Genomic DNA, 19,355 nt, shown 5'->3' on the forward strand with positions numbered 1-19,355 from the left:
AGTGGCCCACGGTCTAGAGATTCTCCAGATCCGTTGCCGGGGTGGCGATGTCTGCCGTGGCTTCCGTCTCAGCTGCGCGCCTGATGGCCCGGCGCTCACGGCGCCTGTCGTTCAGGACGCAAACTCCGATGGCAGCGAAGAACAGCAGGAGCATGGGTGCTGCGAGGTAGAACATGCTCATGGCATCGGCGCCGGGAGCGGCCATCGCGGCGAACAAGCAGACCAGGAAGATGGTGATGCGCCAACTCTTGATGAGCTGCTTTCCCTTGACGATTCCGGCGAGGTTCAATCCAACAAGGACAACAGGAACCAGGAAGGCAATGCCGAAGGCCAGCAGAAGCCTGAGGACGAACGCCAGGTAGATCTCGGCACTGATGAAGTTGGACCCGCCCACGGGAGTGAAATCGGTCAACACGCGGACTGCGTTGGGGAGTACCAGCCAGGCGAGGAGGACGCCGCCAATAAAGAGGGGTACCGCCGCGGCTACGAAGGACAGCGCCAAGCGGCGCTCCTTCTTGTGGAGCCCGGGCACAATGAAGGCCCACAGCTGGTAGATCCACACTGGGCTGGCGAGGAGCACGCCAAGGAAGACGGAGACCTGGACCATCAGGTCAAACGAACTGGCTACGCCATCAAAGTTGAGGGTCGCCGCGCGGCCCTCTTTCTCATTGAGGTCCTTGATCGGCTTGATCAGGGCCTCCAGGAGCGGCTGGTAGACGATGAAGCCCACCACGGTCCCCAGGATGACGCCGATTGCAGCCTTGAAGAGCCGGTTCTTCAGCTCCTTGAGGTGGTCAAGGAGCGCCATCCGGGCTTCGGGGTTGGCCTTGCGCCCCTTCGTCTCTACCACTTCTCTTTAGACGCGGTTGGAGGGCGGAACGTCGGTCTCGCCGCTGTTCTTGGCCTTTACGTCGGGGTGGCCCACTACCTTGCCTTCGACGGCGTCGGAAGCGTCCTGGGAGTCCTTCGTTTCGGAAGAACCGTCCTTCTTCATCTCCCGGACTTCAGACTTGAAAATACGCATCGACTGCCCAATGCTGCGCGCCATGGACGGCAGCTTCGGCGCTGCAAAGAGCACCAGAGCCAGGACGATGATGATGATGAGATGCCAGCCTTCGAGCCTCATGTGGGGAGGTCCTTTCCTTTTGGATACATCCTACGTCTAACTGAATTCAATGTCGTGCAGGGACTGGGGTTGACCCCGCTCGGCTTTGCGCTTGACGCGCCTTTGGCGACGAACTTCCTGGCGGAAGGCTTTGGCCGTCAGGTAATCATGACGCATCTGATCCGGTGAGGCAAAAATTGCCGACCCCGGCTCGGCGCGGACTTCCGGCGTTTCAACATCGGAGGTTTCCAAGGAGGGCGAAAGGTTGCTGAAACGTTTACCCGCGTCGCCCAGTTCATGAACAGTTGACATGAATTTCCTGAACAAGCGATACCCCAGCGTCAAGTGAAGCAGCAACGAAAGGGCTATGAGCGCGATCCACAACAGGATCCAGAACCACCAAGGCATCTGTGTAGTCTAGCGAGCCGGACGGTCGGACAGGGAGTCGTACTGGGCCAACGCCGAGTCAAGCCATACTCGGGTTTGCTTTCGGAGGGCCTCTGGAGCAAGGATCCGGACCGAGCCTCCGTGCTGCGACACGAACATGGGCAGCCAGTCGGCGTTGCCGAACCTTACCTCGGCGAGGAGGCCGCCGTCGGAGAGTTGCGCCGTGCGCTCAGCGTAATAATCGTCCGCCAGCCCGGAACCCTGCCTCGTCAGGTGCAGGACCACCAGGACGTCGTCGTCACTGGGGGTGAACAAGCGGGCTGGAAAGTCCTGCTCTGCGGTGGCGGCCCCCGTCACCGGACGCCCGTTGGGTTCCACGAGTTCCACCCTGTCGAGCCGGAAGTTCCTGATGCCTGCCTTGCTGTGGCAATACGCTTCGAAATACCACGTATTGTCCAAGGAGTAGAGCCGCAGCGGGTCCACGTCGCGTTCCGACAACTCGTCCCTTTGCCGGGACAAATACTTCAGGTGCAGTTGTTGGCCGTCCCTGATCGCCTGAGTAATGACGGCGAAGGCTTGCGATTGTTCGGGCTCAACCGACTGGCCGGCCACAGCTCCCGCCAATCGACCCGCCTGGCCTGCGGCGCCGGTCAGTTTGATGGTGACGGATTCCAAGGCGCTGCCCGGCTGGTCTTCGGACATGCCCGCCAACGCCGGGAGATCTCCCAGCATGGCCAGGCCAGTCAGCAGCGCGGCGGCCTCATCCTCGCTGAAACGCACCGGACGGTTCAGGTCCAGATGCTCGGAAATGTAGACGTGGTCGTTCTCCCACTGGATGTCCAAGAGGTCATCGGGATATCCCTCGGGGAGTCCCGAACAGATGAGGATCTTGAGATCGTCAATCAACGCCCTGCGGGTAATGCCGAAATGGTCTGCGACCTGCTGGACATGGAGTCCCTGATGATGCACCAGGAACGGGACCAGCTGAAGCATCCTGGCCAGTTGGTCCTCCGAAGTGCGTTTCCGTGCGCGTTGGGCGCGCCCAGCCTCCGGGAACACCACTGGCATGGGCGGCGCAGCGTCGAAATCCACGGCACCTTGGAGGCGGCGTACGACGGCGGCACGCAGTTCAGCGGGGCCATCCACCTTCACCAAGGGGCCGTAGGATGCCAGCTCTTCGGCAAACACCTCGGGGTCACGGAACTCCACGACGATGTGGTCGCGCTTGTCATCGCCGGAAACCGTGTCAACGATTCTTTTCCGGAGGGCGAGCAGCCGATCCTTGTCGACGGCGAGCGTGGCCTGCTGCACCGGCAACTCGTTGAGTGCGTCCAGTTCGGCACGGGCATTGAAGGCGACCGGAGGTTCGAAGCTGCTGCCTGGCACGACGCTGACCGCGGTGGTCATCCGAGAGAGCCGGAAGAGCCGCTTGGCGCCCCTCCCCCGGTCAAAGCCCACAAGGTACCACTGGCCAAAGCGGCTGCCCAGGCCCCACGGCTCGACCTCGCGGACTTCTTCGCGCCCCGTACTGACCGCTAGGTAGCCGAAGCGGACCGGATGGTTTCCGTGCATGGCTGCCACGACGTCGTCGAAGGCTTGTCCTGCAGGCTTGATCCGGGGTTGGACCCCGGCGGGGAGGTCGACGTCCGTGAATCCCCCTGCGGCCTGCAGCTTGCGGACGGCATTGGCAGCTGCCGATCCCAGGGCTGCACGTTCCCATAGCTGCGCTGCGAGCAGGAGCACCGTGCACTCCGCCGGGGTCAGGCTCACGTCAGGAAGCCTGTTGGAGTCCTTGCCGATCCGGTAGCGCGTTGATGCGGGGTCGTCCCCGCCGAAGCTGCGCGGGTCCGTGAGTGTCTCGATCTCAAACCCAAACTGCTTCAAATCCACTTTGTCACGCTCGAACATGCGTCCAAAGGCCACATCATTCTCGGCGGAATCGTGGTACACCTTCTCGCGCAAGACGGAGCGTGGGAGCCCCACCCGGGTGTTGAGCAAGGCCAGGAGGAGGTTCAGAAGTCGTTCAGTGCGGGATGCGGACACGTAGCTACGTTACTAAAGACCGGCGGGAATGCAGCAAGGCGCGTCACCGACCGGTGAAACCGGAAGGAAACGCGCCTTGCGAAAGCGGTCGGTCCTAGCGGACAGCCACGAGGTCGACAACGAAGATCAAGGCTTCGTTGGGCTTGATGGCTCCGCCGGCACCGCGGGAGCCATAGGCGAGCTCCGAGGGGATCTCCAGGCGGCGACGGCCGCCGACCTTCATGCCCAGCAGGCCCTGGTCCCAGCCCTGGATGACCTGGCCAACGCCAACGCGGAAGTCCAGCGGTGCACCGCGGCCCCAGGAAGCGTCGAACTCTTCGCCCGTGGACCAGGCGACGCCAACGTAGTGGGTGGACACGGTGTCTCCGGCTTTGGCCTCCGTGCCGGTGCCCTCAATAAGGTCCGTGATGACAAGGTCCGTGGGTACGTCACCTTCCGGGAAGTCGATTTCGGGCTTGGTGCGGTCGAAGTCACGCTGACCAAATGACATGGTTGCTCCTTGTGATGTGAGGGACGGATTGATGTCAGGAACCAGCCTAAGGCAGTGCCCGGCAGTCTTGTCGAAGTTGTGGCAGTGGTTACTTGACGCCGAGGATATCGACGACGAACACGAGGTCGCCCTTGGCTTCGCCCTGGCCAGCTTCACCGTAGGCGAGGTCCTGCGGGATGACCAGGAGGACGCGGGACCCAACCGTCTTGCCTTCAAGCCCCTGGGTCCAGCCCTTGATCACGCCAGTGAGCGGGAAGCTGGTGGGTTCCCCCCGGTCATAGCTGGAATCGAACTTGGTGCCACCGACGAGGTTGACGCCGACGTAGTTGACCGTCAGGGTGTCAGTTGCCTTGACTGCGGCTCCGGAACCCTTGATGAGATCCTGGGCCACGAGTTCCTTGGGTGCAGCGACGCCTTCCACGGAGATCTGGGGAATGCCCTTGTCGTCTTCCTTGACAGTGGGAAGTCCCGCCGGAGGGGTGACGGTTTCGCCTTCGGGCTTCTCCAGCACAGGTGCAGCATCTTCGGCTGAGACGATCTTGAAGACCACCAGTTGCGTCGACGCGGGGGTACCGCCCGAGGAATTACCGGGAGCAGCGATGGCAACGTGGCTGCCTACCTTGGCCCCGATAATGGCGTTGTAGATCAGTTCGTTGCTGGACTTGATCTGGTCCGTCAGCTCGATCGGCTGGGGTCCGTTCGCGTAGCCGTCTTCAAGCGTCTTGCCATCGTTTCCGTCTACGGCGACGTAAGCCAGTTCGGCTGTTTGACCCGCCTTGACGCGGGCTCCATCGCCTTCGCTGACGACGTCAACCGTGGGCTCGGCCACGGTGAGGGGCTTGGAGAATTCAATGCTCGGCGCTTTGTCGTTGCCGTTGTCCGTCACCTTTACGGAGTCAAGCTTGGAGACGTCGCCAACGGACTTGCTGGTGGGCTCGGCGGCCGGAGTGCTCTGGCCACCACACGCGGTGATGAGCAAAAGGGCGGGCAGGAGAATTGCTAGGAGTCGGCGCACAAAAAAGACACTTTCGTCGGGGCAAGGGACACTCGGAAAGGCGCGTTGCGCATCCAAGCCGGTGGTCTCTCGGGAAGAGACCACTATCCAGAATAGCCCGCGAAGCTGGGAGCCAGCTTTTAAGCCGGGTCAGCCCATGGAGTCCAGGAGGGCATCGACGCGCTCGTCGACGCTCCGGAATGGATCTTTGCAAAGAATCGTCTGGTGCGCGCGGTCGTTCAGCTTCAGGTGGACCCAGTCAACGGTGTAATCGCGGCCAAGCTCCTGGGCCCGGCGGACAAAGTCCCCGCGCAGTTTCGCCCGGGTTGTTTGCGGCGGCGCATCCACTGCGTCCTTGACGTCCGTTTCCGTGACCAGTCGGCGGGCTGCCCCCCGCGCTTGCAGCAGGAAGAAGATTCCCCGTTGCCGGGAGATGTCGTGGTAGGTGAGGTCGAGCTGGGCGATGCGCGGCGAATCCAGGCTGAGATCGTGGCGGCGCATGTAGCCGTCCATCAATTTCTTCTTGATGGCCCAGTCCACCTCGGTATCGATGGTGCTGGTGTCACCGCTTTCGATGGCATCCAGCGTGCGCTTCCACAAGTCCAGGATGAGGGGAACGTGGGCATTGTGCGCGCCGTTCGTGGCCACGAACTCAGTAACCTTCGTCAGGTACTCCCGCTGGATATCAAGGGCAGTGAGCTGCCTGCCGTTGGCCAGCCTGACCAGGGCCCGGCCCGTGAGGTCGTGCGAAATCTCGCGGATGCTGCGGATGGGGTTCTCCATCCGCATGTCCCTCATGATCACTCCCGACTCGATCATGCGCAGGATAAGGTCCACTGTTCCCACCTTGAGCAAGGCGGTGGTTTCCGACATGTTCGAGTCCCCCACGATGACATGGAGCCTGCGGTAGAACTCGGCGTCGGCGTGGGGCTCGTCCCGGGTATTGATGATGGGCCTGGACCGTGTGGTAGCCGAGGACACGCCTTCCCAGATGTGGTCGGCGCGCTGTGAGAAAGCGAAGGTGGCACCGTGTGGCGTCTTGAGCACCTTGCCGGCGCCGGCGATCAGCTGGCGCGTTACAAGGAAGGGTATGAGGATCTCGGCCAGGCGCGAGAACTCCCCGCGCCGGGGTATCAGGTAGTTCTCGTGGCTGCCGTAGGAGTTCCCCGCGGAGTCGGTGTTGTTCTTGAACAGGTACACCGTGCCATTGAAGCCTTCGGCCGCCAGCCGCGCCTGGGCTTCGTCCACGAGGTCGTCGAGGATGAGCTCCCCGGCCCTGTCGTGGGCGATCAACTGTGCAAGGTCGTCACACTCGGCAGTGGCGTACTCAGGATGCGAACCCACGTCCAGGTAAAGCCGCGATCCGTTGGTCAGGAACACATTGGAGGAGCGACCCCAGCTGACGACCTTGCGGAACAGGTAGCGGGCCACTTCCTCAGGGGCCAGCGGACGCGAATCGGGGCTGGAATAGGAGATGCCGAATTCCGTTTCGATGCCAAATATTCTCTTGTCCATCTCAAGCCTCCTCTGTGAGCAACCGGGTCATGTCCTCCGGCAAAAGCCGCCGAAACGCCCTGCGGGAACCGCGATGGCTTTCGGACGCGCGATACAGGACTGCAGCTTCGACGGCGGTAGCCGGCAGCGCCTCAAGTTCCTTGTCCGTGGCCAGGGCGCGCAGGGCCAGGCGCATGGCCCCGGCCAAGCTGAGTTCGGGATCCCAAGCCCCGCTGACGACGTCGGATATTTGGTCAGCCAGCCCGCCCATGACCACGAAGCCGTTCTCGTCTGCGATTGAGCCGTCAAAAGTCAACCGGTAGAGGTGGTCCTGTTCCTGCGCCAAACCGACTTCAGCGACGGCCAGTTCCACTTCGAAGGGTTTCTGTTCGGCTGTGAACACGGCGCCGAGGCTTTGGGCATAGACGCTGGCCAGGCCTCGGGCGGTGACATCTTCACGGTCGTAGGAGTAGCCCCTGACGTCGGCGTAACGGACGCCTGCCTGCCGGAGGCTTTCGAACTCGTTGTACTTGCCCACTGCTGCGAACGCGATCTTGTCGTAGATCTCACCAATCTTGTGCAGCGACGGTGAGGGGTTCTCCGCAATCAACGCGATGCCATCCGAGCAACTGATCACCACCACTGACCTGCCACGTGCAATGCCTTTCCGTGCGAAATCCGCACGGTCCTTCATCAGTTGTTCGGGCGAGACATAGAACTGCTGGGTCACGTCAGGCCTCCCGTCCGGCAATGGCCCGGGATTCGACGATGTCGCCTGCTATCGCCGCAAGGTCCCGTTCCGGGACCCGGCGGTTCCCGGCACGGTTCACGGTGTAGACCACAGGCCACAGCTGGCGGACGGGGTCGGGCCCGCCAGTGGCTGAATCGTCGTCGGCGGCGTCGTACAGCGCTTCAACGGCCACGGCAACTGCTGCTTCCTCTGAAAGGTTCGGCTTCCACAGCTTCTTCAGGGCTCCACGGGCAAACACGGATCCCGAGCCTACGGAGTGGTGTTCCTGCTCTTCGTAGCGGCCGCCGGTGACGTCGTAGGAGAACAGCCTGCCCACGCCCGAGACGTGGTCGAAGCCGGCGAACAACGGAACGACCGCCATTCCCTGCATGGCCATGGGCAGGTTTCCGCGGATCATGGCTCCAAGACGGTTGGCCTTGCCCACCAGGCTGAGCAGAGTGCCCTCGATCTTCTCGTAATGTTCCAGTTCGACCTGGAAAAGACGGGTGATGTCGATGGCGAGGCCGGCAGTACCTGCAATGCCCAGGACGGAAAACTCGTCAGCGGGGAACACTTTCTCGATGTGCCTGCTGGCGATGACATTGCCCATGGTGGCGCGACGGTCCCCCGCCATGAGCACGCCGCCTGGATACGTCAACGCGACAATGGTGGTGGCGTGTGGCGTGGACGGTACCGTGCCTGCCGGTAATGACTGGTTGAACGGAAGGAGCTCGGGACGCGAGCGTTGGAGATGCTCCGTGAAAGAGGATGTTGCCTGGGTGGCCAGGGGGCCGGTTGATGGGTCCTGCATTGCTGCACTCCTTCGACTCTGCGTTCCGATGCCCGGCGGCCTCACGCCGGCCGGGCAGTACATCCTGTGGTGGGGTCCGGTTACTGGCCGCCCTTTTGAACGAAGGCCCTGACGAATTCTTCGGCGTTGGATTCCAAAACGCCGTCGATTTCATCGAGGAGGTCATCCACACCCTGGGTCGCGTCCGAGGCCTGGGCCTCGGGTGCTGCCGGCGGGGCTTCCGGGACGTCCACTTCAGTTTCGGTTTCCCGCGACTGTGGTTGTTGTTGCTCCTGAGCTGCCATTTTCTTTCTCCCTACTGTCAGTCCCCTGATGGCGGAGACTTCCTACTGCCATATTGCCACGCTGCGGGCTGCTGCGTACGGCTTTGGCCAGGCCCGAATCCTCCCGTGGCGGGACGGTTCAGCTCTTCGACGGCGGTTGATTCCGGCCCATCAACTCCGAGAGGAACGAGCCGGCATCCTGGTGGCGTTCAAAGAGCGCGCCGGTCAATGACTCGGTGCCCCGCAAGGGCTCGCGCGTGGGTACTCTCTGCAGCTTGCCCAGGCTCGGAACATCGAAAATCACAGAGTCCCAACTGGCCCCGACAACATCTTTGCCAAATTTGGACACGCATCGCCCGCGGAAGTACGCGCGGGTGTCCGACGGCGGTTCGGTCACCGCCCGGACAATGTCACCGTCGTCGACAATCCGCACCATACGGTCCTTGGACAGGAGCCTGTAGTACAGGCCCTTTTCCGGCCTGATGTCGGACCACTGAAGATCCACCAAGCCGAGCCGGGCGTCGTTCCATTCCAGTCCGTCGCGGTTCCGGTAACCTTCCAGCAGCGACTTCTTGGCCACCCACTCCACGGAGGAAGCGGCTGCGTCCAGGTCGCTTCCCAGAGTCGTCAGCGTGGATTCCCAACGGGACAAAACATCATGCGTGTGGCCATCGCCGGTGACCGAATCGGCCACCCCGGTCTCCTGGGCCAGTTTGGCGGCCGCTTCGTAGTACATCCATTGGACGTCCAAGGCCGTAACCCGCCGGCCGTCGAGCAACCTGACGGTAGCCGTCAGCGTTGTGTCATGGCTGATGGCCTGCAGTGCCTGGACGGGCTCGTGGACCTCTATCCTGGGTGCCTGCCCGGCCTCAATGAGGCTCAGGACCATGGCCGTCGTGCCGAACTTCAGGTAGTTCGAGGACTGGCTGAGGTTTGCGTCCCCAATGATGACGTGGAGCCGGCGGTACTTGTCAGCTGTTGCGTGGGGCTCATCCCTGGTGTTGATGATGGGACGCCGGATGGTTGTCTCCAGCCCCACCTCGGCCTCGAAGAAGTCCGCCCTTTGGCTGATCTGGTAGCCGGGAGTCGAACTGTCCTGGCCCAGGCCCACCCGGCCGGCGCCGCAGATTACCTGCCGGGACACGAAGAATGGAGTCAGGCCCCGGATGATGTCACCGAAGGGAACAGAGCGGGGCATGAGGTAGTTCTCGTGCGAACCGTAGGACACCGATTTGTTGTCGGTGTTGTTCTTGTAGAGGTTGATGGGCGGAAGGCTGATGTCAGCGGCGACCTTCCGGACGGTAGCCAAGGCAACCAGGTCGCCTGCGGCGTCCCACGCCACGGCATCGCGCGGGTTGGTGACCTCAGGACTCGAATACTCCGGGTGCGCGTGGTCCACATACAGGCGTGCACCATTGCCCAGGACCATGTTCATCAGCAAGGATCCGGACTCGTCCGCTCCGTCGAGTTCCAACTCCTGGCGCCCGTACGCCAAGGCGACTGCCTCGGCGTCGAGCACTGGCGGTTGGTCCGTGAGTTGGCTGGGATCCGCCGTTGCCCTGTCCACCGTCCACCCGCGGGCATCGTGCAACGGTTCCTCATCGGTGTAGTCCCAGCGCGTTTCGGCTCCCCCGGCTGCCCGTTGCCGGGTCACCGTGGCATACGCCTGGATGATCCTGGCGGACATCATCGTGGCATTTGCCCCAGGAGCCGACGGAGCGTGGATTCCGTATTCAGTTTCCGAGCCCATGACGCGCATGGCACCGCCGGCGGGCAACTTTCCAGCAGTCGTACCCTCAGGTCTTGCTGTCACAGGTACTGGCCCGTGTTGGCGGTGGTTTCAATGGACTTGCCCGGCTCCTGGCCGGCCTTGCCCTGGACGATCGTGCGGATATAGGTGATCCGCTCGCCCTTCTTGCCCGAGATCCGTGCCCAGTCATCCGGGTTGGTGGTGTTGGGCATGTCCTCGTGCTCACGGAATTCGTCCACCACTGCCCGCAGCAAGTGCTCGATCCGGAGCCCTTTTTGGTTGTTGGTCAGGAGGTCCTTGATGGCGTATTTCTTGGCGCGGTCCACCACGTTCTGCACCACGGCACCGGAGTTGAAGTCCTTGAAGTACAGCATCTCCGTGTCGCCATTGGCGTAGGTGACTTCGAGGTACTCATTGGACTTCTCCGTGGAGTACATGGCCTCCACGGTGCGCTGCACCATGGCGTCAACGGTTGCCTGCACGTCTCCCCCGTACTCAGCCAGGTCCTGGGCATGGAATGGGAGGTCGGTGGTGATGTATTTCCCGAAAATGTCCGCTGCCGCTTCGGCGTCGGGACGCTGGATCTTGACTTTGACGTCTAGGCGTCCCGGCCGGAGGATGGCGGGATCGATCATGTCCTCACGGTTGGAGGCGCCAATGACGATCACGTTGTCCAAGCGCTCCACACCATCGATTTCGCTCAGCAGCTGCGGCACGATGGTGGTTTCGACGTCGGAGGACACGCCGGTTCCGCGCGTGCGGAAGAGCGAGTCCATTTCGTCGAAGAAGACAACTACCGGACTGCCATCGGAAGCCTTTTCCCGGGCACGCGAGAAGATGAGACGGATGTGCCGCTCGGTTTCTCCCACGTACTTGTCCAGGAGCTCCGGGCCCTTGATATTCAGGAAGTAGCTCTTGAGGTCGGTGTTGCCGGCACGTTCCGCGGCCCGCGCCGCAAGCGAATTGGCGACGGCCTTGGCGATGAGGGTCTTGCCGCAGCCTGGGGGGCCGTAGAGGAGAATGCCCTTGGGGGCCTTCAACCCGTGCTCACGGTAAAGGTCCGGATGCAGGAACGGCAGTTCCACGGCGTCGCGGATCTGTTCGATCTGGGGACCGAGACCGCCAATGTCCTGGTAGGTGATGTCCGGGACTTCTTCGAGCACGAGGTTCTCCACCTCGGCGCGGGGTACCTTCTCCAGCGCATAGCCGGTGCGGGAGTCCAGGGACAAAGCGTCGCCGACCTTCAGGTGGACACTTTGCAGCGCACCTGAAAGCCGGACTACGCGTTCCTCATCAGCCCGGCCCACGACGAGGGCGCGGTCCTTGCCCAGCATTTCCTTGAGCGTCACCAGTTCGCCCGCACGCTCATAGCCGAGCCCGGCCACCACCAGCAATGCTTCGTTGAGGAGGACCTCCTGCCCCACCGCGAGCTGGTTCACGTTGACCAACGGGCTGACCCCGACGCGCATCTTGCGGCCGGCATTGAAGATGTCCACTGACTCTTCAGTGGCGGCTTGACCGGAACTGCCGGCAGCAGGCTGCTTCCTCGGGTTGATCTGCACCACTGTTCCGAAGCTGTAAGGCGGTTGGCCTTCCTGCTCCAGGGCGCCCTTCAAACGGAGAATTTCAGCCTTGGCCGTTTCCAGCATGCTCACGAGCTTGCTGTTGTTCTGGGTAGCGGCTGCCAACTGGCGGTCGATATGGCGAAGCTTGTCCCTGAGGATATTGATTTGCCGTTCGGCAACAGTCAGTTCACTCGAGGGCTCGGGCGGTTGGACCGCGGCAAGCCCCCGGCTTGCTGCTTCTTCCGCTGCGGCGTGTGCTTCTTCCGGCGTCGGTCGTCCAAGGTCGTTGTTTGACGTATCCACGATTCATCAGCCCCTTCCTGCGCTTAACAAGACCTTAGTCCCGAAAAGCTCAGGGTGCTGGGTGACATCCGGAATGCGGACCCTATTGTGACCTTTGTCAGTTTGTGACCGGGGGATCATCCTGAACGTTGGTTCCGGCGATGGCGTCCCGCGCAGCCCGACGAAGTTTCTTGTCGGAAACAGATCGCTCCCCTACCGCTCCGGGGGTCCACGCGTTGAGGTCCTCTTCGCTGAACTCGGTCTTTGACGGGCGGCGCTTGACGGAGATTCCGGTGACGCCATCTGCCAGGCGGCGGGTCACCAGGAGGAAACCGGTGTGGGCCACCATGCGGTGGTCCGGGCGGACGGCAAGGCCCTCAAGGTGCCAACCGCGGACCATCGATTCCCAGGCGTCGGGCTCGGTAAAACGGCCGTCGGCGCGGATGGCCTCAGCAGTGCGGGACAGCTGGGTGACAGTTGCTACGTAGTTGATCCAGACACCGCCAGGGGCCAGGACGGTGGCAACGGCATCCAGGCACTCCCACGGAGCGAGCATGTCCAGTACTACCCGGTCCACGGAGCCGGGGGCCTCGGCCTTGACCACTTCTTCCTGGAAGTCTCCCAGGGAGATCTGCCATGCGGGGTGCGGTCCACCGAAGATGGTCTCCACGTTTCCGCGGGCGATGTCGGCGAATTCTTCGCGACGCTCAAAGGAGTGGAGGTAGCCGCCGTCGCCTACTGCCCGCAGCAACGAGATCGAAAGGGCGCCGGAGCCCACGCCTGCTTCCACAACACGTGCGCCCGGGAAGATGTCCGCCATGGTGACGATCTGGCCGGCGTCCTTGGGGTAAACGACAGCGGCGCCACGGGGCATGGACAGGACGAAGTCGGACAACAGCGGACGGAGGGTCTGGTACTGCTGGCCAACGTTGTTGCTGACCACGGAGCCATCCACCTTGCCGATGATCTCATCGTGGTTCAGGAAGCCGCGGTGGGTATGGAAAGCGCCGCCGACCTCCAAGGTGATGGTGTTCATGCGGCCGCGTTCATCCGTGAGCTGGACCCGCTCGCCAACGCGGAAAGGCCCGCGGCGGCGGGCAGCGCCGGTGGGCTGCATCCCCTGGCCTGCCAGGTTCCGGCCGGCAGGTGCCTCGTCGGTGCCTGCATTTGCTTCGGGGGCGGCGGTTTCGCTGCTCATGTACTGTTCCTCGCTCCTGTACGGCTGTGCCGCAACGTCTTGCTGGCGGGTGGACGCCAAAAATATGTAGGTTCTTCGGTAAAACCGCCGGCATGCAACTCTACCGGCAAGGATGTCAGGCGCGCCCGCTCCGGCGGGCTTCCTTGCCTGTAATGGCCGTCACCACGGCCTGCTGGCGGAGGAGGCCTGTGACGACTCCGTTGTGATCCACCACAGCGTATTCGCCGCCCTCCAGCCGTGCCAAGTACTGGATCAGCTCCTGGCCCTTGGACCATTCCGGCACATACGCCCCTGCAGCGAGGGCGTGTGCCACGGCGGTGACGGGCGTCGACGTCGTGGCTTGCGCGGGCACAGCTGCCGCTGCGCCGAAGTCCACCACACCCTGCGGTTTCCCGTCCGGACCGCAGATCACGACGGCGGGAGTCCCCGCCGGGGAAATGTCCAGGACATCGGCAACGGTGGACGAGTTCGGCACGCCTACGGCGCGCTCTGCCAGGCCCGCAGCGCTCACCAGGTAGAGGCGGCTGCGGAGCTTGGCGTGGTGGATGGAACTTGACGCGCCCATCCACAGGAAACCGCAGACGAGGACGGTGATCAGCATCAGGTTGATGTCCAGGGGCGAGCCGCTCAGGAGCGGAAGGCCGATGAACCAGATGACCAAAGCGGCAACGATAATGCGGCCGGACCAGCCCGCGGCGATGGTGCCCTTGTCCTGGCTGCCGGTTGCTTTCCAGACAGCAGATTCCACCAGGCGGCCGCCATCCAGCGGCAAGCCTGGGAGGATATTGAACAAGCCGATCAAGAGGTTTGCCCACATCAGGATGTTGGCAAGGATGTCTGCCACGCCGCTGAGCGAGCCGGATGAAAGCACGGCCCACATTCCGGCGGCCAAGACGAAGTTGGACGCCGGGCCGGCAAGGGCCACCACCACTGAACGTCCCGGCGAAGCCGTGAAATTCTCAAATTGGGTGTGGCCGCCCCACAGGTTCAGCACAATCTTTTCCGTCGGCCAGTTGAAGGCCTTGGCGCTGAGCGCGTGGGCAAGCTCATGGACCAGAACGGAAACAGCAAGCAGCAGGGCGTAACCCAGGGCAACGAAGTATGCTCCGAGACCAAGATCGGGCATCCGCACCAGCAGGGCCGGACCATAAACGATCACGGTGAAGCCGGCAATCACAAACCACGAATAGGCGAGGAAGACAGGAATGCCCGCAATTTTCCCGAGGGGTATGCCGTCCTTCTTGCTGGCAACGTGATGCGGTGCGGGAGAGGTGCTCACCTAGTTGGCCCCTTCCAACAGGTTTGCTGCAGCCAAGCGTTCAACCACCAGGCTCTGGACGTCGTGGGTGTTCCTGCCCACCAGGGTGTCCCACCTGACCATGCGCGGGTCCTCGGGCAGGGGCACCTGGTGTGGAATCCCCACCGTCACCACCCCCGAAGCAATGGCCGCCGTGGCGCCGGGAACGGAGTCTTCCAAGGCGACACAATGATGGATGGTGAGGGACGGGTCGTCCAGGCGGAGTCGTTCAACCGCCGTGAGGTAGGCCTCCGGGTGCGGCTTTCCGTTGGCGACGGTATCGCCAGTGACCATGAACTCGAAGTAGGGCTTGGGCAGGCTCTCGACAACTACGCCTGCCAAGGGGCCCTCGGACATTGTCACCAAGGCACAACGGATGCCGGCTTCGTTGAGGTCGTCCAACAGTTCGCGCGCACCGGGCCGCCATGGGACCTCGTTGCGGACCTGCTCAATGACCTGGGCACTCAGGGTGTCGACGATGTCGCGTGCCTCAAGCCTGACCCCGGCGGCTTGAAGGACGGCAGCCGAGTGCAGCAATGATTGCCCCACCAACTGCATGGCCTGCTGGTGGGACCAGCTTCCGCCATGGGACTCCACCAGCGCACGCTCGGCCGCGATCCAGTAGGGCTCGGTGTCCACGAGTGTGCCATCCATATCCCAGAGCACGGCTTTGAGGAGGGGCTGGCTGGGTGAGGAATGCATGGTTTCAAGTCTACGTGGAACCTGGCGGACGGCTGTGCGTGCATTGCGCTGTGGGCGAATCGGTGACACGCATTGACATGAAATGCCATGCATCCACGAGGGTCTTGGACGTAGGGTGAGTGGATGAACAGTGTGGACGGGACCCCCGAAGGGCAGGACATCACCGCGGAGCCCGAGCGTTTCCTCAAGGAACCCGCGGAAGGCCGGCGAGTCACCGTAATGCTCGCTGCGTTTGAGGGCTGGAACGACGCCGGTGAGGCCGCCAGCGATGCGCTGCACTACTTGAACAAGTTGTGGGACGGCAAGAAGGTTGCCACTGTGGATGCCGAGGAGTACTACGACTTCCAGTTCACCCGGCCCACCGTGAGGCGAACGTCCTCCGGTGCCCGGAAGGTCAAATGGCCATCAACCCGGATTTACAAGGCGTCCGTACCGGACAGCAACGTGGACGTGGTGTTCGTCCTCGGCACCGAACCTTCCTACCGCTGGCGTGCTTACACCACTGAGCTGTTGGTCCATGCCGAAGCACTCAAGGTTGACTCCGTCATCCTGATCGGTGCGTTGCTGGCCGATGTGCCGCACAGCCGTCCCATCCCTGTCAGCACCACCACCGAGGACAGCTCCCTGAGGGAGCGGCTCAACCTCGAGGCTTCCCAGTACGAAGGGCCGGTGGGCATCGTAGGCGTCCTGGCGGAGTTTGCCATGCTGGCGGGTCTGCCGACAGTGTCCTTGTGGGCGGCAGTTCCGCACTACGTCGCCCAGCCGCCGTCGCCCAAAGCCCAGCTCGCGATCCTGCACAAGGTTGAGGACCTGCTCCAGGTTCCGTTGGACAGCCTTGCACTGGCCGAAGAATCCGAGGCTTGGGAGCGTGGAGTGGACGAGCTCGCCACCGAGGATCCTGAGATTGCCGCGTACGTGCGGCAACTGGAAGAGGCCAAGGACACGGCAGACCTCCCGGAAGCCTCGGGCGAATCCATTGCCCGCGAATTCGAGCGTTACCTCAAGCGTCGCGGTAAAGAGCGGCCGTAACGACCCCCACAACAAGCAACGGCCCTGACGATATGTCAGGGCCGTTGCTTGTGGAGTCGCTTTTTCGTGCAGCTGCTTGTCGTGCAGTTGCTTGTTCCTAGAGTTCCACGCCAAGCAAAGCGTCGATGGCATCGGTAACCAAGGCACTGTCCTGCGCGGACTTTGCGGCACCGGAGGCAAGGGAATCCCGGGCCCACCGATCGACGGCGGCAAGGGCTCCAGGGGCGTTGAGGTCGTTGGCCAATTCCGTGCGCATGGCCGCTACCAGGGATCCCGCGGAACCGTCCGGAGCGTGTTCTGCGGCTTCACGCCACTGGGCCAACCGCGTCTTGGCGGCAGCGAACCCTTCGTCCGTCCACGACCAGTCTGAACGGTAGTGGTTGGCAAGAATGGCCAGGCGGATGGCTGCGGGTTCTTCGCCAGCTGCGCGCAGCTTGGAGACCAGCACCAGGTTGCCCTTGGACTTGCTCATCTTCTCCCCGTCCAGGCCCACCATGCCCGCATGGGAATAGTGCTTGGCCAGCGGGACGCCGGACAGCGAGTAGGCGTGGCCGGCGCCCATTTCGTGGTGCGGGAAAACGAGGTCGGAACCGCCGCCCTGAACCGTGAAGGGCGCCGGAAGGTACTTCTGTGCAATGACCGTACACTCGATGTGCCAACCGGGTCGGCCGTTTCCGAGGGATGCCCCGGGCCAGCTCGGTTCGCCGTCGCGGGCAACCCGCCAGAGCAATGGGTCCAGGGCGTGGCGCTTTCCTGCCCTGCCAGGATCTCCGCCGCGTTCGGCGAACAGGGCCAGCATCTCGGTTTCGCCGAGTCCCGACACGTCACCCAGAGTCCAGGCATCGGTGGCGTCCGAGCGCTTGCCCGCCATTTCGACGTCGTAATAGACGTCACCGTCGGGCTCTCCGTCGGAGCCGTGAACGCGGTAGGCGACGCCATCCGCGATGAGCCGTTCGATGGCGGGGACAATGTCCGGGATGGCCTCAACAGCGCCGATGTAATGATTTGGTGCCAGGACATTGAGGGCGTCCATGTCGGTCTGGAACAGTTCGATCTGGCTCTGGGCCAGTTCGCGCCAGTCCACCCCGGTGGCGGTAGCCCGTTCCAGCAGGGGGTCGTCGACGTCCGTGACGTTCTGGACGTAGGAAACACGCACGCCGGCGTCGCGCCAGGCCCGGTTCAGGAGATCGAAAGCGACATAGCTGGCCGCGTGGCCCATGTGAGTAGCGTCATACGGCGTGATGCCGCAGACGTACATGGACTGTTCCGGTTGCCGTTCGACCTCCACCAGACGGCCAAGGGCTGTGTCGAACAGCCGTAGTTGCGGCATGCTGCCGGGCAGCTCAGGTACAGGGCGGGAGGTCCACGATTTCACGACTCAACCTTAGTGCTAGGCACTGATGACATTGAAATACAGCAGGACATACAAGGCCAGTCCAAGAAGGATCCGGTACCAGACAAAGAGCCGGTAGCTGCGGGTGGAGACAAACTTCAGGAACCAGCCGATGATGATGTAGCCCACCACAAAGGCGATGACGGTAGCCAACGCGGTCTCCGCCAGCCCGTAGGGCCCGGCCAAGCCTTCATTCGAAACCGTCTTGTAGAGCTGGTAGAGGCCACTGCCGAACACCGCCGGTATGGCGAGCAGGAACGAATACCTGGCGGCGGCTTCGCGGGTGTAGCCCATGAGCAGGCCTGCAGTGATGGTGCCGCCGGAGCGGGAAACACCCGGAATCAACGCCATGGCCTGGGCAAAGCCGTACAGGATGCCGTGCTTGTAGGTCAGTTGTGTGAGATCCCTCTCCTGCCGCCCTATGGCATCGGCGACTGCCAGGATCATGCCGAAGACGATCAGCATGGTGGCCACGATCCACATGCTGCGAAGCACGGACTCGATCTGATCCTGGAACAACAGGCCCAGGACAATGATCGGAAGGCTGCCGAGGATGACGAGCCAGCCCATGCGGGCATCGGGATTGTTGCGTTCCACTTTGCCGGTGAGGGACCCGAACCATGCGCGGATGATCCGGACGATGTCCCGCCAGAAGTAGACGATGACGGCGGTTTCGGTTCCCAGCTGCGTGATGGCAGTAAACGCTGCACCGGGATCGGACGCATTCGGAAGGAATGAGCCGACAATCCGCAGGTGTGCGCTTGAGGAGATCGGGAGGAATTCGGTGAGGCCCTGCACGAGGCCCAGCAAGGCTGCTTCTATCCAGTTCACGTGAATAGACCCTACGTCATGAAGACTGGGAACTCCCCGTAAGCTAGCAGCTATGCAGCAGCGTTATGTCGGGAACAGTGGGTTCCGTGTGTCCTCTTTGTCCCTTGGAACCATGTCCTGGGCGCAGGAGACTGATGAACAGGACGCTGCCGAGGTTCTCCACGCTTTTGTCGCCGCCGGCGGCACAGTGGTGGATACGGCGGCCTCCTATGCGCAGGGCCAGGCCGAAGCGATGCTGGGATCCATGCTGGGCGACGTGGTGGCGCGTTCGGAGGTCGTGATCTCCACAAAGGCCGGCGTGTCGTCGTCGGACTCCCGGCGCAGCATCAACGCTTCACGCGGTGCGATGCTGTCCGCCCTCGATGCCAGTCTTGCCAGGCTGGGCACCGATTACATCGACATATGGTTCGCCCACGAATGGGACCCCAACGTACCCCTTGACGAAACCCTCTCCGCACTGGAACTGGCCCAGCGGACCGGCCGTGCCCGCTATGTGGGTATTTCGAATTACAACGGCTGGCAGACGGCCAAGGCAGCTGCCGTGGCCGGTTTTACCCTGGTGGCCAACCAGTCGGAGTACTCCTTGGTTCAGCGAAAGGCCGAGGACGAACTGATCCCTGCCGTCGAAGACGCCGGACTGGGACTCATGGCGTGGGCGCCGCTGGGCAGGGGCGTCCTGAGCGGCAAATACCGGGGTCAGATCCCGGCCGATTCCCGGGCCGCCCAAAGCCGGCTGGCTGCCTATGTGGAGCCCTACCTGGAGCCAAGGGCCTCCCGCGTGGTGGAGGCCCTGGCAATGGCTGCCCGGGGCCTGGGGCGCTCCCCCATGGATGTTGCCTTGAGCTGGTTGCTGTCCAGGCCCGGCGTTTCGACAGCGATCATCGGGGCGAGGAACGCCGTGCAGCTCAAGGAATTGCTGGACGCACAATTGACGGTCCTGCCCGCCGAAATCGGGCGGGCCCTCGAGGACGTTTCGGCCGGCTAAAGCGCC

Annotated in this window: 19 protein-coding genes; 2 read left to right on the forward strand and 17 right to left on the reverse strand. The window is 62.9% G+C overall.

Annotated features, from left to right (window positions below; all coding sequences use genetic code 11):
• Positions 1–13 precede the first annotated feature (13 nt).
• The 15 genes from tatC to QF015_RS01260 form a co-directional block, all read right to left on the reverse strand.
• On the reverse strand, positions 14–850 hold the full coding sequence (gene tatC, locus QF015_RS01190; RefSeq protein ID WP_310204666.1) for a twin-arginine translocase subunit TatC: 837 nt from the start codon (positions 848–850) through the stop codon (positions 14–16).
• Positions 851–856: 6 nt separating this feature from the next.
• Entirely contained in the window at positions 857–1,126 is a 270-nt protein-coding gene (tatA, locus tag QF015_RS01195) for a Sec-independent protein translocase subunit TatA (protein ID WP_310204669.1), read from the reverse strand.
• Positions 1,127–1,162: 36 nt separating this feature from the next.
• Entirely contained in the window at positions 1,163–1,513 is a 351-nt protein-coding gene (locus QF015_RS01200; protein ID WP_310204672.1) for a hypothetical protein, read from the reverse strand.
• Between the two features lie 9 nt (positions 1,514–1,522).
• Positions 1,523–3,535 carry a helix-turn-helix transcriptional regulator gene (locus QF015_RS01205; RefSeq protein WP_429386338.1) on the reverse strand — a complete coding sequence of 671 codons (2,013 nt, stop codon included), beginning with the start codon at positions 3,533–3,535 and terminating at the stop codon, positions 1,523–1,525.
• Between the two features lie 94 nt (positions 3,536–3,629).
• Positions 3,630–4,025, reverse strand: a complete 396-nt coding sequence (locus QF015_RS01210; RefSeq protein WP_011774867.1) for an FKBP-type peptidyl-prolyl cis-trans isomerase — start codon at positions 4,023–4,025, stop codon at positions 3,630–3,632.
• A gap of 88 nt (positions 4,026–4,113) precedes the next feature.
• Positions 4,114–5,040 (reverse strand): FKBP-type peptidyl-prolyl cis-trans isomerase, encoded by a 927-nt coding sequence (locus QF015_RS01215; RefSeq protein WP_310204694.1) that lies wholly within the window; start codon positions 5,038–5,040, stop codon positions 4,114–4,116.
• 129 nt (positions 5,041–5,169) lie between these two features.
• Positions 5,170–6,534 carry a Pup--protein ligase gene (gene pafA / locus QF015_RS01220; protein ID WP_310204695.1) on the reverse strand — a complete coding sequence of 455 codons (1,365 nt, stop codon included), beginning with the start codon at positions 6,532–6,534 and terminating at the stop codon, positions 5,170–5,172.
• 1 nt (position 6,535) lies between these two features.
• Positions 6,536–7,243: a proteasome subunit alpha gene (gene prcA / locus QF015_RS01225; RefSeq protein ID WP_310204696.1), complete on the reverse strand. Its 708-nt coding sequence runs from the start codon at positions 7,241–7,243 to the stop codon at positions 6,536–6,538.
• Between the two features lies 1 nt (position 7,244).
• The gene (prcB, locus tag QF015_RS01230; protein WP_310204697.1) at positions 7,245–8,054 is read right to left on the reverse strand and encodes a proteasome subunit beta; all 810 of its coding nucleotides are present in this window, start codon (positions 8,052–8,054) and stop codon (positions 7,245–7,247) included.
• An 80-nt stretch (positions 8,055–8,134) separates the two neighbouring features.
• A complete protein-coding gene (locus QF015_RS01235; RefSeq protein WP_024816739.1) occupies positions 8,135–8,338 on the reverse strand; it encodes a ubiquitin-like protein Pup in 204 nt (67 codons plus the stop codon).
• A 118-nt stretch (positions 8,339–8,456) separates the two neighbouring features.
• Positions 8,457–10,076 carry a depupylase/deamidase Dop gene (dop, locus tag QF015_RS01240; protein ID WP_310205651.1) on the reverse strand — a complete coding sequence of 540 codons (1,620 nt, stop codon included), beginning with the start codon at positions 10,074–10,076 and terminating at the stop codon, positions 8,457–8,459.
• Between the two features lie 50 nt (positions 10,077–10,126).
• Positions 10,127–11,935 (reverse strand): proteasome ATPase, encoded by a 1,809-nt coding sequence (gene arc / locus QF015_RS01245; protein ID WP_310204701.1) that lies wholly within the window; start codon positions 11,933–11,935, stop codon positions 10,127–10,129.
• A gap of 97 nt (positions 11,936–12,032) precedes the next feature.
• On the reverse strand, positions 12,033–13,112 hold the full coding sequence (locus QF015_RS01250) for a tRNA (adenine-N1)-methyltransferase (protein ID WP_310204703.1): 1,080 nt from the start codon (positions 13,110–13,112) through the stop codon (positions 12,033–12,035).
• Between the two features lie 115 nt (positions 13,113–13,227).
• Complete coding sequence (locus QF015_RS01255; RefSeq protein WP_310204705.1) at positions 13,228–14,391, reverse strand: site-2 protease family protein; 1,164 nt, start codon at positions 14,389–14,391, stop codon at positions 13,228–13,230.
• On the reverse strand, positions 14,392–15,204 hold the full coding sequence (locus QF015_RS01260; RefSeq protein WP_310204707.1) for an HAD family hydrolase: 813 nt from the start codon (positions 15,202–15,204) through the stop codon (positions 14,392–14,394).
• A 30-nt stretch (positions 15,205–15,234) separates the two neighbouring features.
• On the opposite strand from QF015_RS01260, the gene QF015_RS01265 reads away from it, so the two are divergent.
• Positions 15,235–16,140, forward strand: coding sequence for a PAC2 family protein (locus tag QF015_RS01265; RefSeq protein WP_310204710.1), 906 nt, complete (start codon positions 15,235–15,237; stop codon positions 16,138–16,140).
• 97 nt (positions 16,141–16,237) lie between these two features.
• Here QF015_RS01265 and mshC read toward each other — a convergent pair whose 3' ends face one another.
• Both mshC and QF015_RS01275 read right to left on the reverse strand, forming a co-directional pair.
• On the reverse strand, positions 16,238–17,515 hold the full coding sequence (gene mshC, locus QF015_RS01270; RefSeq protein ID WP_310204712.1) for a cysteine--1-D-myo-inosityl 2-amino-2-deoxy-alpha-D-glucopyranoside ligase: 1,278 nt from the start codon (positions 17,513–17,515) through the stop codon (positions 16,238–16,240).
• Positions 17,516–17,530: 15 nt separating this feature from the next.
• Positions 17,531–18,364, reverse strand: a complete 834-nt coding sequence (locus tag QF015_RS01275) for an undecaprenyl-diphosphate phosphatase (RefSeq protein ID WP_310204715.1) — start codon at positions 18,362–18,364, stop codon at positions 17,531–17,533.
• A 52-nt stretch (positions 18,365–18,416) separates the two neighbouring features.
• Here QF015_RS01275 and QF015_RS01280 point away from each other — a divergent pair, with 52 nt between their 5' ends.
• Entirely contained in the window at positions 18,417–19,349 is a 933-nt protein-coding gene (locus QF015_RS01280; protein WP_429386349.1) for an aldo/keto reductase, read from the forward strand.
• The last annotated feature ends 6 nt before the right edge of the window (positions 19,350–19,355 follow it).

Origin of the sequence: Paenarthrobacter sp. TE4293, assembly GCF_050435325.1 — a bacterium.
GTDB lineage: Bacteria > Actinomycetota > Actinomycetes > Actinomycetales > Micrococcaceae > Arthrobacter > Arthrobacter nitroguajacolicus_C.